12 protein-coding genes are annotated in these 13,670 nt (G+C 68.9%); 2 read left to right on the forward strand and 10 right to left on the reverse strand.

The features are described from left to right. Positions 1-44 precede the first annotated feature (44 nt). Both ACFQ91_RS15305 and ACFQ91_RS15310 read left to right on the forward strand, forming a co-directional pair. On the forward strand, positions 45-938 hold the full coding sequence (locus tag ACFQ91_RS15305) for a 3-methyladenine DNA glycosylase (protein WP_376872146.1): 894 nt from the start codon (positions 45-47) through the stop codon (positions 936-938). A 5-nt stretch (positions 939-943) separates the two neighbouring features. Next, on the forward strand, positions 944-2,008 hold the full coding sequence (locus ACFQ91_RS15310) for a zinc-binding dehydrogenase (protein WP_198499193.1): 1,065 nt from the start codon (positions 944-946) through the stop codon (positions 2,006-2,008). A 31-nt stretch (positions 2,009-2,039) separates the two neighbouring features. Here the strand turns inward: ACFQ91_RS15310 and ACFQ91_RS15315 are convergent, their stop codons facing one another. The 10 genes from ACFQ91_RS15315 to ACFQ91_RS15360 all read right to left on the reverse strand — a co-directional run bounded on the left by ACFQ91_RS15315 (position 2,040) and on the right by ACFQ91_RS15360 (position 13,613). After that, positions 2,040-2,618, reverse strand: a complete 579-nt coding sequence (locus tag ACFQ91_RS15315) for a hypothetical protein (protein ID WP_198499194.1) — start codon at positions 2,616-2,618, stop codon at positions 2,040-2,042. Positions 2,619-2,656: 38 nt separating this feature from the next. Further along, positions 2,657-3,442: an FAD-dependent thymidylate synthase gene (gene thyX / locus ACFQ91_RS15320; RefSeq protein WP_198499195.1), complete on the reverse strand. Its 786-nt coding sequence runs from the start codon at positions 3,440-3,442 to the stop codon at positions 2,657-2,659. 47 nt (positions 3,443-3,489) lie between these two features. Further along, complete coding sequence (locus tag ACFQ91_RS15325; RefSeq protein WP_198499196.1) at positions 3,490-3,924, reverse strand: hypothetical protein; 435 nt, start codon at positions 3,922-3,924, stop codon at positions 3,490-3,492. Then, entirely contained in the window at positions 3,921-4,661 is a 741-nt protein-coding gene (locus ACFQ91_RS15330) for a peptidase E (RefSeq protein WP_198499197.1), read from the reverse strand. The genes ACFQ91_RS15325 and ACFQ91_RS15330 overlap by 4 nt, the downstream gene beginning before the upstream one ends. After that, positions 4,640-5,719, reverse strand: coding sequence for a biotin/lipoate A/B protein ligase family protein (locus ACFQ91_RS15335; RefSeq protein ID WP_198499198.1), 1,080 nt, complete (start codon positions 5,717-5,719; stop codon positions 4,640-4,642). Before ACFQ91_RS15335 ends, ACFQ91_RS15330 begins: the two co-directional genes overlap by 22 nt. A 49-nt stretch (positions 5,720-5,768) precedes the next feature. Then, a complete protein-coding gene (locus ACFQ91_RS15340) occupies positions 5,769-8,009 on the reverse strand; it encodes a prolyl oligopeptidase family protein (RefSeq protein ID WP_198499199.1) in 2,241 nt (746 codons plus the stop codon). An 80-nt stretch (positions 8,010-8,089) separates the two neighbouring features. Then, entirely contained in the window at positions 8,090-8,734 is a 645-nt protein-coding gene (locus ACFQ91_RS15345; RefSeq protein WP_198499200.1) for a GNAT family N-acetyltransferase, read from the reverse strand. Between the two features lie 181 nt (positions 8,735-8,915). Then, on the reverse strand, positions 8,916-10,532 hold the full coding sequence (locus ACFQ91_RS15350; RefSeq protein ID WP_198499201.1) for an HNH endonuclease signature motif containing protein: 1,617 nt from the start codon (positions 10,530-10,532) through the stop codon (positions 8,916-8,918). Between the two features lie 209 nt (positions 10,533-10,741). After that, complete coding sequence (locus ACFQ91_RS15355) at positions 10,742-12,328, reverse strand: MFS transporter (protein ID WP_198499202.1); 1,587 nt, start codon at positions 12,326-12,328, stop codon at positions 10,742-10,744. 193 nt (positions 12,329-12,521) lie between these two features. Continuing rightward, positions 12,522-13,613, reverse strand: coding sequence for a branched-chain amino acid aminotransferase (locus tag ACFQ91_RS15360; RefSeq protein ID WP_198499203.1), 1,092 nt, complete (start codon positions 13,611-13,613; stop codon positions 12,522-12,524). Positions 13,614-13,670: the final 57 nt, after the last annotated feature.

Consider the following 13,670-nt stretch of genomic DNA (forward strand, 5'->3'; position numbering starts at 1 on the left):
CTTCGACCCTGCCCGCGACCGCCGACCCGGCCCTGCCCGGAAGGATCCTGCCCGGCACCGAGCTGCCCGCCTCGGTGTGGCGGACCCTGCGTACCGAGCACGAGGCCGCGGTCGCCTCCCGCACCGACGCCCACACGGCGCGGCGGCTGAGCGGGGAGAAGCACCCGGTCGAGGACTTCCTCTTCACCTACTACCCGTTCAAGCCCGGCCAGGTGGCGAAGTGGAACCCGGGGGTCAGCGTCCGACTCGCCCTCGACACCCCTGCGGACCGCGAGTGCTTCGACCGCCGGTGGTACCGCACCGATCCCACCGGCTCCTGCGCCGAGGTCGACCTCGAGTCCTGGCGAGCCGACCGCGGCGACGGGGCGAGGTTCATCGCCTCACTCCTCGACTCGACCCTCCACCGGGAGGCGAACTTCGGGTGCTTCGGTCTCCACGAATGGGCGATGGTCTACCGCCTCAGCGACGAGGAGCGCCGCCACCAGCAGGTGCCGCTGCGGCTCAGCCCCGCCGAGACCGACGCCGTCGTCGAAGGACACCGCATCCGCTGCACCCACCACGATGCGTTCCGCTTCTTCACCCCGGCCGCCGTACCGCTCAACACGCTGCAGCCGACCCGGGCGGGCATGGTCACGACCGAACAGCCGGGGTGCCTCCACGCCGGTATGGACCTCTACAAGTGGGCGATGAAGATCGGACCGATCGCCCCCTCGCCCCTCGTCCTCGACTGCTTCGACCTCGCGCTCGACATCCGCACCCTCGACATGGAGGCCTCCCCCTACGATCTGCGCGGCTGGGGCTACGGCGTCGTCGCGATCGAGACCGCCGCCGGCAAGGCCGAGTACATGAACCGGCAGCAGGAGTTCTCCCACCGGGCCCAGGCGCTGCGGCGCCGCCTCCTCGATGCCCTCGCGACCGCCGACATCCACCCCCGCTGACCGATATGCGCGCCGTCGTCATCGAGGAGTTCTCCACGCCACCCGTGGTCCGCGACCTCCCCGCGCCCGTGGCCCCGGAGCACGGCGTCGTCCTCGACGTCGAAGCCACCGGAGTCTGCCGAAGCGATCATCACGCCTGGTCAGGTCATGATTCGACGGTGAGTCTGCCCCATGTGCCCGGGCATGAGCTCGTCGGTCGGGTCGCCTCGGCGGGACCGGAGGTCGCGGGATTCCCCATCGGTCAGCGGGTCACGGTGCCCTTCGTCTGCGGGTGCGGGACCTGCCGGTGGTGCCGCTCGGGCCAGGCGCAGGTCTGCCCCGATCAGACGCAGCCGGGCTTCACGCATTTCGGATCGTGGGCCGATCAGGTCGTCATCCACCACGCCGACGCCAACCTCGTCGCCGTGCCCGAGGAGCTGCCGGCCGCCGCGGTCGTCGGCCTCGGCTGCCGCTTCGCCACGGCCTTCCACGGCCTCCGCGTCCGCGCGGAGCTCACCGCAGGCGAGACCGTCGCGGTGTTCGGCTGCGGCGGGGTGGGGCTCTCGGCGATCATGATCGCCCGTGCGGTCGGAGCGCAGGTCATCGCCGTCGATGTCAGTCAGCCTGCGCTCGCGCGGGCGCGGGAGCTCGGGGCGAGCCGGACGGTGGATGCCCGCGATCTCGGCCCGCATGAGCTTGCCGCCGAGGTGGTCGCGCAGTTCGCCGACGACTGCCCGGACGGGGTCGCGGTGACCGTCGATGCCCTGGGACGGCAGGACACGATCACCTCGGCGATCGCCTCCCTGGCACCGCTGGGCAGGCATGTGCAGATCGGGCTGCTCGACGGCGAGCCCGTCGTCGATGTCCCCCGCGTCATCGCCCGCGAACTCAGCATCCTCGGGTCCCACGGCATGGCCGCCGCCGAATATCCCGAGCTCGTCGACCTCGTGACCGCAGGCGATCTGCGGCCGCAGGACCTCGTCGCCGACGTCATCGGCCTCGACGAGGCACCCCAGGCGATGCTCGACATGGATGATCCGAGCCGGCAGAGCGCCGGGATGACGATCATCGACCTCAGGCGCTGCCGCTGAGCGGACCCGAGGTCAGCCGGCCCGGTTCAGCTCACTCCATGACCGCGAGGACGACCGAGTGCTCCTGACCCGGCCAGCGGCCGAGGAGGAGGCCGGACTCGGTGCCTTCGAGCGGTGAGTCGAGGGTGAGTTCGGTGAGGAGATCGACGTCGCCGGCGCCGACGAGCGGGCCGGTGCCGTGGACATGGGCCACCTCGGTGATCTCCTCGACGCGGTTGCCCTCGTCGTCGACGAGGTACTGCTTGGCTCCGGTGCCCGCGGTGGCGATCGTCGCATCGAGCCGCCGCCGGAACAGGGGGTCGCCCATGCCCGCGTAGACCCAGCGGGTGCCGAGCACGGAGTGGTCCATCGTCGTGATGAGGGCCTCCTCGGCGCCGTCGAGAGGCGCCCCGCGATACGTCAGCGGCACCTGGAACGTGCGCGCGCCGCTGGAGACGATGTGGACCTCGAGCCCGACCTCACCGGCGGGGTCGTCGAGGCGGTAGGAGGTCACCTGCTCCAGCGGCTGCCGCTCGAGATCGAGGTCGGCCGCCCAGTCCTGCCCGGCCACCCAGGTCGTGATGACCTCGAGCTTGCCGGGGCTGAGTTCGGCGTTGAAGATGTCAGCCATAACGGTGCCTCTCCTCGGTGGCGGTGGGTGCGGGGTTCTCAGGCCTTGCGGGTCCCGGGGATCCATTCCCCGTCGACGATCTCGTAGTCGGCGAAGATCGCGGGGGCCTCGGCCTGCATGATCTCACCGATCTTGTTGAAGACGAGGCGGATCTCCTCCTCGGCGCCCTTCGCGGTGCGCATCTCGATGACGTGGCGCAGGGAGCGGAGGTTCGCGGTGTAGACGATGCCGGTGGCCAGGCCCTCGGGCGCGAAGCGGCGCATGAACGACGTCATGTGCTTCTTGTGCGCGAACTTCGTGCCCTCCTCGTCGAGGCCGAAGTGCTCGGCCATCCACTTCTGGTGCTCCTCGAGGGTGTCGAGCACCTGGAGGGAGCGCTCCATGAGCTCGGGGTCCTCACGCGCCCAGTCGGGGAACCAGAACGGAATGTCGGCGAGGCGGACGTAGCGCAGCGACTCCTGCGAGAACGCGGATCCGGCGCGGTGGCGGATGAGCTCGTGGGTGAGCACGCGCGAGACGTTGTGGAGGACGAACGTGAAGTTCGCGTGCTCGAGGACCGATCCGTGCTGGGAGGAGATGACGTTGCCGAGGTACGAGGCCGAATCCGTGCGCACCCGCGAGACGTTGGGGTTGAGTCCCGGCTCCCACGAGCGGTAGCACATGCGGCCGGAGAACTCGAGGAGATCCTCGGCGTCCGGGGACTCGGCGGCTTCGACCCGATCCGCCCATGAGGAGCCGCCGACGTCGTCGAGGTAGGTCCTCATCGCCTCCCAATCGATGCTGGGCTTGGCGAGCAGTTCAACGGACGGTTCGACCTGGCGCATGGTGCTCCTTGGAGGTTGAGGACGACGTTCGCCACAATCCTACAGAGTCACCGAGGCGGTGATGCGTTCGGTCCGGAGCGGTTCCGCCAGGCGAGGACGGCCAGCAGGATGCCGCCCCCGCCGAAGAACACGACGCCGACCGCGGCGATAAGCGCGAGGGTTCGCTGGGAGAGGTACGCGGAATCGAACGGCACTCCGGTCAGGGCGAGGATGAGGATCCCGGCGCACGCGGCCGCGAAGCCGAAGCACCCGAGAATGCAGGCCAGCAGAGCGGTGCGCGCACTCACCCGCGGCAGGCGCATGATGCCGGCGAGCAGGCAGCCGGAGAAGAAGAGGATGACGAGGATCGCGACGACCTCGCCGGTCAGGGCCAGGATTCCGCCGAAGAGGACGAAGACTCCCGAAACGACGATGAGGGCGATCGCCTCCCGCCGCTGGCTGCGCTCCCAGCGCTCTTCGGGTGAGAGCTTCCGCCGGATCATGTCGGCCCGCCCAGCCGGGTCGTCGCCACGGGGGTTTCGGAGGCGCGGTCGATGAGGAGGGCTCCGGCGCCCGGTTCCTCGGTGAGCGCCGAGGTGAGCGTTCCGTCCTCGAAGACGAGTGCCGTGCCGTCGTCGATGCCGTACCCCGGCCCCGGCAGTGCACCTTCGCCGATCCAGGTGCGGAAGGAGTCGGCGCGGCCCTCCTCTCCGTGGAAGTGCGGGCAGGCGCTGCCGGCGAGGAACCCGAGGCCGTCGCGCAGCGGGGCGAGCGGACCGAACGAGTCCGTCGAGGAGCCCTCGAACCAGCAGTTCGCGCCCGCACTGATGCCGGCGAGGATCGTACCGTCGGCCGCGGCTCTGCGCAGCACGGTGTCGACGCCGTGGCGCCGCCACAGGGCGAGCAGGTTGACCGTCGATCCCCCGCCGACGTAGACGAGATCCATGTCGAGCAGCATCTCCGGGTGCGCGTAGTCCCATGGGTTCTGCCCGAACAGGGAGAGCACGCGGGTGCGCGCCCGGCCTGCGAAGGCCGCCTCGAAGCGCTCACAGTAGTCACGGCTGTCGCCGGCGGCGGTGGGGATGAAGCAGACGGCGGGCAGGCGGCCTGGCCGGTTCGCCCCGGCCCGCGCGAGCAGCCAGTCGTCGATCGCCGATTCCCCGGTCTCGGACATCGAGAACCCGCCCCCGCCGAGGGCGACGATCGTGCCGGGCATGCTCACGGGACCCGGTGCGTCCATGCCTCGGTGCCGAACTTCTCGGTGACGAGCTCGCGCGCGCGGGTCAGCTCCGCCTCGGTGTACGTGTCCTCGGTGGCGCCGTAGCGGTCGATGAAGGTCCGGGCCATCGTGTCGATGATGGCCTCGCGGGACTCCCCCGTCTGGCTGCGCAGCGGGTCGACGCGCTTCTTCGCACTCGCCACGCCCTTGTCCGAGAGCTTCGCCTCGCCGATGCGCAGGATCTCGACCATCTTGTCCGCGTCGATGTCGTAGCTCATCGTCGCGTGGTGGAGCAGCGTGCCGTCGCGCAGGCGCTTCTGCGCGGCACCGCCGATCTTCCCGGCCGTCGAGGAGATGTCGTTGATGGGCTTGTAGAACGCGTCGACGCCGAGACCCTGCAGGGCCGCGAGCACCCACTGGTCGAGGAAGACGTAGGACTCCTGGTAGTCGAGACCGGCGACGAGCGAGGGCGGCACGAACATCGAGTAGGTGATGCAGTTGCCGCCTTCCATGAACATCGCCCCGCCGCCGGAGATCCGGCGCACGACCTCGACACCGTACTTCTCGACGCCTGCCGGCCGGATCTCGTTGGCGTAGGACTGGAAGGCGCCGATGACGGTGGCGGTGTCGTCCCATTCCCAGAACCGCAGGGTCGGCGCCCGGCGACCGGCGGAGACCTCTTCGAGGAGGACCTGGTCGAGGGCGACGTTGACTCGCGTGGGCAGGACGTCGCCGCGGATGAGCTGCCAGTCGAAGTCGGTGAAGTTCGCGGCCGAGCCGAGGGCGCGGCGCACGACGGTGGCGACATCGGCGGTGGAGAAGCCGTGCATCGCGAGTTCGGACCCGTACGCAGCCAGGGCCGCGTCGAGGCGGTCGCGCAGCTGCGTGTTGTCGGCGGTGACGCTTGCCCCGATGAGCGCGGGAGCGAGATCGAAGTAGGCGTCCTCGGGTTCGAGGAAGAAGTCGCCGGAGATCTGCAGGCCGGTGATGACCTGCCCGTCGGTCTCGACGTCGGCGACGACGAGTTTGCCGCCGATCACCTTGTATTCGGCGTGGAACTGCTGGGTCTCATTCGTCATGGTTCCACGCTACGCCGCCCCACGTGAGGCGGCCAGTCCGGTCACTCGGTCACTGTCCGGTCAGGGACCTCCAGAGGAAGCGGTAGCTCAGCGCCCGGACGAACGCCGCCTGCTTGTTGTCCGAGGCCGCCGCATGCCCGCCCTCGGTGTCCTCGAAGAACCAGACGTCGGGGATGTCCATCGCCTGCATGCGGGCGGCCATCTTCCGCGCCTGGACGGGTCCGACCCGGTCATCCGAGGTGGCCGTCCAGAAGAGGACCGGCGGATAGTCGACGTCGGCGGCGAGGAGGTGGTACGGCGAGAAGGTGCGGATGAACTCCCAGTCCTCCGGCACGTCGGGGTCACCGTATTCGGCCTTCCACGAGTAGCCGGCGCTCAGCTTCGTGTAGCGGCGCATGTCGAGCAGCGGCACGCCGCAGGAGACGGCGCCGAAGAGCTCCGGGTACTGCGTGAGCATGTTCCCGACGAGGAGGCCGCCGTTCGATCCCCCGGCGCAGCCGAGGTTCGCCGGGCGGGTGACGCCGCGGTCGATGAGGTCGCGGGCGACGGCGGAGAAGTCCTCGTAGGCGCGCATCCGGTTCTCCCGCATCGCCGAGGTGTGCCACACCGGACCGTACTCTCCGCCGCCGCGGATGTTGGCCAGCACGTAGACGCCCTTCCTGCCCGCCGGCAGCGACGAGTCGCCCGTCGTCTCCCGCGACAGCCAGCCGAGGCCGACGATCGGCGAGTAGACGGGGGTGCGGCTGACTTCGAATCCGCCGTAGCCGTCGAGGAGGGTCGGGTTGGCGCCGTCGAGGGTGAGTCCCTCCTCGGCGATCTGGAAGTACGGGATCCGGGTCCCGTCGGCGCTCGTCGCGAAGTGCTGTTCGACGCTGAATCCGGTGGCGGGGAAGAGCGCGGGCGAGGATTTGATGACGGCGGTGTCCGCGCCGTCGGTGCCTGCCGCGTCGCGGTCGGTGCCTGCCGGGTCAGGGTTGGTGCTTGCCGCGTCGCGGGCGCCGCCGAGGCTGCCGTAGGACAGGGTCGACGGGGTGAGGAACCCGGTGCTGACGAGCCAGAAGTCGTTGGCCGTCGCGTCGTCGTCGGGGTCGACGGGGCTGAGGCTGACCATGTGGTTCGCGGGCACTCCCGGCAGCGGCGTCGACGCGAAGTCGGCGGCGGGGTCGAGGACGAGGAGTTCGGACTGGACGTCGCGGAGGAGTTCGAGGACGAGGAAGTCACGGGTCTTCGCCCAGGATCCCAGGGCGGTGTGGTCGTCGGGCGCGAAGATGACGCGAGGTCGGATCGTGCCCGCCTTGACCTCGGCGGTGGGGGCGACGGCGAGGCCGCCGGCGGGAACGACGACGTCCCCGGCATCCCAGGCCGTCTGCGGCCGGAAGAGCACGTGGTCGTCGTCGACGCCGACGGAGACGTCGGTCGGAACGTCGACGCTGATCCAGGCGTCCTCCCACGCCGAGGCGGTCGCCGGCAGGCTGCCGCCGTCGGCCCTGATGTCGTCGAGGTCGATGAAGCTGGCCGTCGAGTTGAAGAAGTCGATGGCGTCGATGACGACGGCGCGGTCGCGGGTCCGCTGCTGCGGGGCGCCGACGTCGCTGCCGACGAAGATCGCGACGTGGTCGCGGGGCACTTCGGCGACGATGGGGGCCTCGGCGATCGCCTGCCCGCGGCGCAGGGCGCGAGCCTGGCGGGGGTAGGACGAGGTGGTCAGCGAGTCGGGTCCGGTGTCCGTGGCCACGAGGATCGTGTCGGCGTCGAGCCACGCGAAACGGGTCTTCGCGGCGGGGATGTCGAAGCCGTCGGCGACGAAGGTCTTCGTCACGAGGTCGAACTCGCGCACCCGGTGGGCGTCGCCGCCGTCGGGCGAGAGCGACACGAGGGCCCGAGTGTGGTCGGGGCGCAGCACCGAGGCACCGGCCCAGACCCATGGAGTGTCTTCGGTGCGGGCGAGTTCGTCGACGTCGAGGAGGACGTCCCACTCCGGGTCCTCGGAGGCATAGCTGTCCCAGGTGGTGCGGCGCCAGATGCCCTTCGGGTGGTCCTTGTCGCGCCAGAAGTTGACGTAGTGGTCGCCGCGTTTGGTGACCATGGGGATTCGGTCGTCGGAGTCGAGAGCCGTGAGGATCTCGTCGGACATCTGGTCGAAGAGTCCGTCGCGGAAGTGTTCGAGGGTGGCAGCGTTCTGGTCGCGGACCCAGGCGAGCTGTTCATCGCCGTCGATGGCCTCGAGCCAGAGGTTCTCATCGTCGGGTTCGGGAGACTGGACACTGGATTCCGGCGAAGCACTGTTCATGCTTCCATCCTGCCAGCTCAGCCGAGTGACTTTCGACTCAGATCGCGTCTCTCGAAGTGGTATGGGTCACAGCGGCGGGGTCACAGCGGTGGGCGGTGCAAGACGAGGCCGGGGCGACCGTTGGGGGCCTGGGGTCCGTGCCCGAGCGCGGTGAAGCCGAGACTTTCGTAGAGGCGGCGCGCGGGGCTGTCGATGTCATCGGTCTGCAGCCAGCAGCCGTAGCCGGCGATCGCGCTCAGCCAGGTCACGAGGGTGATGCGCCCGAGGCCGGAGGCCCGCAGGCGAGGGTCGCGGGCGAGGAGGTTGAGTGCGAATGTCCATTCGAGCGTCGGGGCGGCGTCGCCGAGGCGGTCGCGGAGTTCGTAGGCCCATTCGTAGTTCTGCTCCTGCCATGCCCAGAAGTGGCCGTAGGCGATCGCGCGGAGTCTGCCGTCGCCGGCCGAGCGAACGAGGGCGGTGAGGACCTGGCCCTTGCGCACCGAGGCGTCGTAGACCTTCGCGAAGTGCGCCGCGTACTTCGGATCCTCGTTGAGCGGCGGTTCTGCGGCGGCGGCGCCGTAGAGTTCGCCGACTTCGTCCGGGGGCGGAAGCACACCGTGCACGCCGGCGGCCGATGCCACCGGCTCCCACGTGTCGCCGAGGCCGCCGGGAAGCCCCCACACGAGTTCGACAGGCAGTGTTGCGTCCGCGGCCGTCGGTGCCCCGGTCCCGGGAAGGTCGTTCATACTACAACCTTAACGACTTGAGTAGTCATTGCACTGAACACCAGGCAAACTGATGTCGCAGTCTGGCGAGAGAATCGTCAGGGAGCTGCGATTCGACTTCGGGTTGCCGGTTGACATCGGGCTGCCGGTCGACATCGGGCTGCCGGTCGACATCGGGCTGCCGGTCGACAGCCGCGCGTCATCAGGCACCTGTCCGTGCCTCGACCTCTCTGGCCAGCCGAGACTCGACCGTGCTCTCCCCCGGCCGCCGACTCGCTCGCGGCGCTCTCCGCCGTCGCCGACCCGACGTCCCGCATTGACCACCCGGTGACTGTTCTCGATCGTGCGGAGTCACGACAGACCGGTCCCCTCGAGTCAGTGCCGCGGTGAACTCGCCGGTGATGCGCCATCTGGACTCCGGCGACACCGGAAATGCTTCGATGATCTGCCAGATGACATGTGAGTTCGCCTCTTCCGAGACCTCTGACGTGACGAGTTCACTCCCACGCGCTTCTGCCTCGCCTGCTTCTCTCTCGCCGCCCGGGTCGCGGGCATTCGGTTGTCGTCCGACGCTCGATCTTCGACCGTCGATCGGGCGGGTTCTCACTGTGTATCGGTGGCCGGTCGGCGTCGTGACGATGAGTTCGTCGGCGGTGGCTCGGTGCCTCCACCCCGCGAGCTCCTTCGTGTAATTGCAGGCGGCGCACAATCCTGAAGCGTTGTCCCAGGTGGTGGCTCCGCCATCAGCGACAGGCGTGGCATGGTCGGCATGTTTGATCAGGGCGTCGCACCACGGAGTCCGGCACACGTCATCGCGGACGAGGACCATCTGGCGCAGCAGGCCCCCGAACTCCCGGCGCTTCGAATCCATGGCGACCAGCTGACCATCGGCGGGCCGAGTGTAGAGCCTGCGCAGGAACACGCCCGCGTCGTTCTCGGCGATGAGCGACCGTGCCGCACCGGCCGGAATCGGGCCGAATCCCGGCAGCCACGCCGGGTCGTCGCCGGCGTCGAACATCGTCTCGTCGTTCATCACGACGAGCACGTCGAGCGGGACCGCATCGGCGCTCTCCTGCCCGGTCACGCGCTCGACGAGCAGGTCCGCCATCGTCTGGCTCTGCGTGCTGCCACCGGATGCACCGGTTCCCACTCGCGCTGCCGCCGATGTCGAGAGATTCGCGAATGCGGCGACAGCCTGCTGCATCGGCAGGAATGCGGTGAGGTAGGCCATGTTGCCCGGAGCCGGTCGGACGGTGACGCGGCGTTCGGTCGTGCAGTGATCGAGGTGGTCGACGGCCGCGACCTGGTCGAGCTTCTGTGCCAGCATCCGCACTTCGCTGCTGAGGCGCCCCACCCCCACCTCGGCGAGACGATCGGCCATCTGCTCATCGAGCTCCTGCTTCTTCTCCCGTGGCAGCCAGGAGGACTCCCGCGCGACGGCTTGAGCCTTCTCCTCCGAGATCTCTCCCTGCGACAGGGCCGCGTACGTGTGCGGCAGGTCCATGAGCAGGGTGCGAGCGAATCCGATGAGTTTGCTGCCGCGCGCACGCGACACCTTGCGGGCGAGACCGATCTCCGCGCCCACTCCCCTGCCCTGCCGTGCGCTGGGCACACCGTCCTCGGCCTCCCGGTTGCGGCGGTGCATGTCGAAGGTGAGGGCCTCGCGTGCCTGAGCGGCAGCGGCGGCCGAGGTCAGCTCCTCGAGCGCGGTGATCCGCTCGATCGCCTCACGCTCGGTCGTCGCCGGAGGCAGGGCGGACAGCGCTTCGCGCCAGCGGACGATGTCCGCGATGACGTCTGAAACGGTCTCCGACTCCATGACACAACCCTAGAGGTCGGTCCTGACACGACCCCGTCGAACACTGTCACCGCAGGTCAGTCCGCTGACGACGGAGTGGGCGACAGGGCGTCGGACGCCCGGCACCCCTCTCACCCGAGTCGCCGCGGCACCGACAGTCGCGGTCGCGTCGCAGCATCAGCAATCAAGGGCGCGCCGGAGCAACCGCAGAATCGGCAGTCACGCCCGGCTCAGACGAGCTTCTCCCCCGTCGTCTCCCGCGCGAGGAACCCCATGAGCACAACGGCGGCGACAACGAGCACCCCGGTGAGGGCGAACGTCGTGACGAGACCGAGCACAGGCCACATGAACGCTCCGAAGACCAGAGGGGCGATGCCGGTGGCGATCCGCGACGCCGCTGACGCCCAGCCGAAGCCGGAGCCGCGCAGCCGGGTCGGATAGAGCTCGGAGACGTAAGTGTAGAGCGTCGGGATGGCGATCTGGATGACGAATCCGAAGCCGATGATGCTCGCCTTCGCCGCGAAGCTCAGCTCCGATCCGGAGGCCTCGATGAAGACGGCCACGCACACGAGGAGACCTGCCGAGACGATCGCCGTCACCCCGAGCACCAGTTTGCGCCCGAGCCGCTCGACGACGAGCGCAGAGACGACGACACCGAGGATGCCGACAGCGGTCATCGCACCGGTGACGAGGAAGGCCGCCTGGTCGCCGAGTCCCTGCTTCTTGAGGATCCCCGGCAGCCATGTCAGTGCCGCGTAGTAGACAAGGAGGACGGAGACGAAGAGCGCCCACGACACCAGCGTCGTCTTCGCCGAGTACTGCCACAGCTGAACGAGCTGACCGCTGGCAGCCCGCAGCTGACCACTGACGGAGGTGATGAGACCCGCGGAGTTCCCTTCCATGCCCGAGGAGTCACCCGGGGTGACCGCAGGATCCCCCTGCCTGCCCGCGGAGTTGCCCTGCGTGATCGCCGCGTCCTCCCGCAGAACGGCAGCGTCAGTCCGGGTGTGGTCAGTCCGGGTGCGATCAGCTTGGGTGCGGTGCCCGGTCCCCTCGCCGAGGCTGTCGTGGCCGTCGCGGGCGGAGACCGCGGCTGGCACGTCGTGCGTCCAGGTCGTGACGTTCGCTCCCGTGCGCTCGACGAGCCTGGCGATGATGGCGTCGGCCTCGGCTGTGCGCCCGACTGAGGCGAGATAGAGAGGTGATTCGGGGATTCCGAACCGCACGGCGACCGTGAGCAGGGCGGGAATGATCATGACGAGCATGATGAGCCGCCAATCGCCCATGGTCAGCAGCCACGCGGAGACGAACGCGCACAGTGAGGCGCCGATCGGCCACCAGCCGTCCATCGCGGTGAGGACGCGTCCGCGGTGCCTGCTCGGAGTGAACTCGCCGACGAGTGCGTAGTCGACGGGGATGCATCCGCCGAGCCCGAACCCGGCGAGGAACCGGAACGCGATGAACCACCCGAACTCGGGCGCGAATGCTCCGGCGACGGTGAAGATCGAGAAGACGAGGAGCGTGAGCGTGAATGCCTTCTTGCGGCCGATGACATCGGCGATGCCGCCCCAGACGAAGGCACCGAGGGCCATGCCGATGAGGTTGGCCGTGGCGATCCATGCCGCCTCGCCGACGCTCAGGTCCCAATGCTCGCTGAGCAGGGGGATGAGGAATCCGTTGAGGGCGACGTCCCAGGCGTCGAACATGAAGCCGAGACCGCCGATGAGGAAGATCGCGCCCTGCGTGTTCCATTTCCACGGCAGGTTCGCGATGACGTCAGAGGCGGTGGGCGTCGAGGTCGAGGCTGCGGCTGTCACGAGGACACAGTACAACGTTTAACGCACAGATGCGCAAAACATGCGCCGGCGGCGGGATATGCGCCAGGGCGATACCCCGCTCGACGCGTGCCGGACCCAATCCCACCTGATATGCACAGAGGCGGATCCCGCTCGCGACCACGATGGTCATCGAGCCGGATCCGCCCCCGGAGAGCAGGTGGCGCTCAGCTCCTCACGCGAGCCGCACGAGCCAGTTGTTCTTGTCCTCGGCGCGACCGTACTGGATGTCGAGCAGCGCCTTGCGCAGCGCCATCGTCTTCTCCCCGGGCTCGTCGCCGTGGTCGATCGTGAACTCGTCGGAGACGAGCTTGCCGATCGGCGTGATGACGGCGGCGGTGCCGCACGCGAATGCCTCGACGATGTCGCCGTTCTCCGCTCCCTCACGCCACTCCTCGATGGTGATCGGCCGCTCGACGGGCTCGAGGCCGAGGTCGGGGGCGAGGTCGAGCAGGGACCGCCGGGTCACACCGTCGAGGATCGTGTCGCTGAGCTCGGGGGTGAGCAGCTTGCCGTCCTTCGTCACGAGCATGAGGTTCATGCCGCCGAGCTCGTCGATGTACTTGTGCTCCTCGGCATCGGTGAAGAGCACCTGCTGGCAGCCGTTGTCCGCCGCCTCCTGCTGGGCGAGGAGGGACGAGGCGTAGTTGCCGCCGCACTTCGCGAAGCCCGTGCCGCCGGAGCCGGCGCGGTTGAGCTTCTTCGACAGCCAGATCGACACCGGCTTGATGCCGCCGGCGAAGTAGGGGCCGGCAGGCGAGGCGATGACGTAGTAGTCGACCTCGTGGCTCGCCCGGACACCGAGGAACCGCTCGGAGGCGATCATGAACGGACGCAGGTAGAGGCTCGACTCGTCACCGTCGGTGCCCGGCGTCGGCACCCACGCCTCATCCGTCGACACGAGCGCCTTGAGCGAGTTGATGAAGTCCTCTTCGCTCAGCTGCGGCAGCGCGAGGCGCTCGGCGGAGCGGTTGATGCGCACGGCATTGCGATCCGGGCGGAACGTCCACACCGAGCCGTCCGCGTGACGGTAGGCCTTGAGGCCCTCGAAGATCTCCTGCGCGTAGTGGAAGACCGCGGCCGCCGGGTCGAGGACGATCGGACCGTAGGGTTCGACCTGGTGGGCCTGCCACCCGTCCTCGTTCGTGTACCGGATGTGGGCCATGTGGTCGGTGAAGTACTGCCCGAACCCGGGATCCTTCTTGATGTCCTCGCGCACCAGCTCAGGCTGCGGCTGGATGTTCTTGAGGACGGCGAATTCAGTCATCAGAGCTTCTTTCCCAGTTGTGAGGCGTAACACGTCTCAGGGTAGTCCATCCGACGA

This window comes from Brevibacterium sp. NPDC056726 (assembly GCF_042790515.1).
GTDB classification, from domain to species: Bacteria; Actinomycetota; Actinomycetes; order Actinomycetales; family Brevibacteriaceae; genus Brevibacterium; species Brevibacterium sanguinis.

Bases quoted from the DNA above. Each gene is read 5' to 3' on its own strand.
- ACFQ91_RS15350 (WP_198499201.1), bottom strand. From the start codon at position 10,532: ATGGAGTCGGAGACCGTTTCAGACGTCATCGCGGACATCGTCCGCTGG.
- ACFQ91_RS15310 (WP_198499193.1), top strand. From the start codon at position 944: ATGCGCGCCGTCGTCATCGAGGAGTTCTCCACGCCACCCGTGGTCCGC.
- ACFQ91_RS15360 (WP_198499203.1), bottom strand. From the start codon at position 13,613: ATGACTGAATTCGCCGTCCTCAAGAACATCCAGCCGCAGCCTGAGCTG.
- ACFQ91_RS15325 (WP_198499196.1), bottom strand. From the start codon at position 3,924: ATGATCCGGCGGAAGCTCTCACCCGAAGAGCGCTGGGAGCGCAGCCAG.
- ACFQ91_RS15335 (WP_198499198.1), bottom strand. From the start codon at position 5,719: ATGACGAATGAGACCCAGCAGTTCCACGCCGAATACAAGGTGATCGGC.
- ACFQ91_RS15345 (WP_198499200.1), bottom strand. From the start codon at position 8,734: ATGAACGACCTTCCCGGGACCGGGGCACCGACGGCCGCGGACGCAACA.
- ACFQ91_RS15330 (WP_198499197.1), bottom strand. From the start codon at position 4,661: ATGGACGCACCGGGTCCCGTGAGCATGCCCGGCACGATCGTCGCCCTC.
- ACFQ91_RS15340 (WP_198499199.1), bottom strand. From the start codon at position 8,009: ATGAACAGTGCTTCGCCGGAATCCAGTGTCCAGTCTCCCGAACCCGAC.
- ACFQ91_RS15315 (WP_198499194.1), bottom strand. From the start codon at position 2,618: ATGGCTGACATCTTCAACGCCGAACTCAGCCCCGGCAAGCTCGAGGTC.
- thyX (WP_198499195.1), bottom strand. From the start codon at position 3,442: ATGCGCCAGGTCGAACCGTCCGTTGAACTGCTCGCCAAGCCCAGCATC.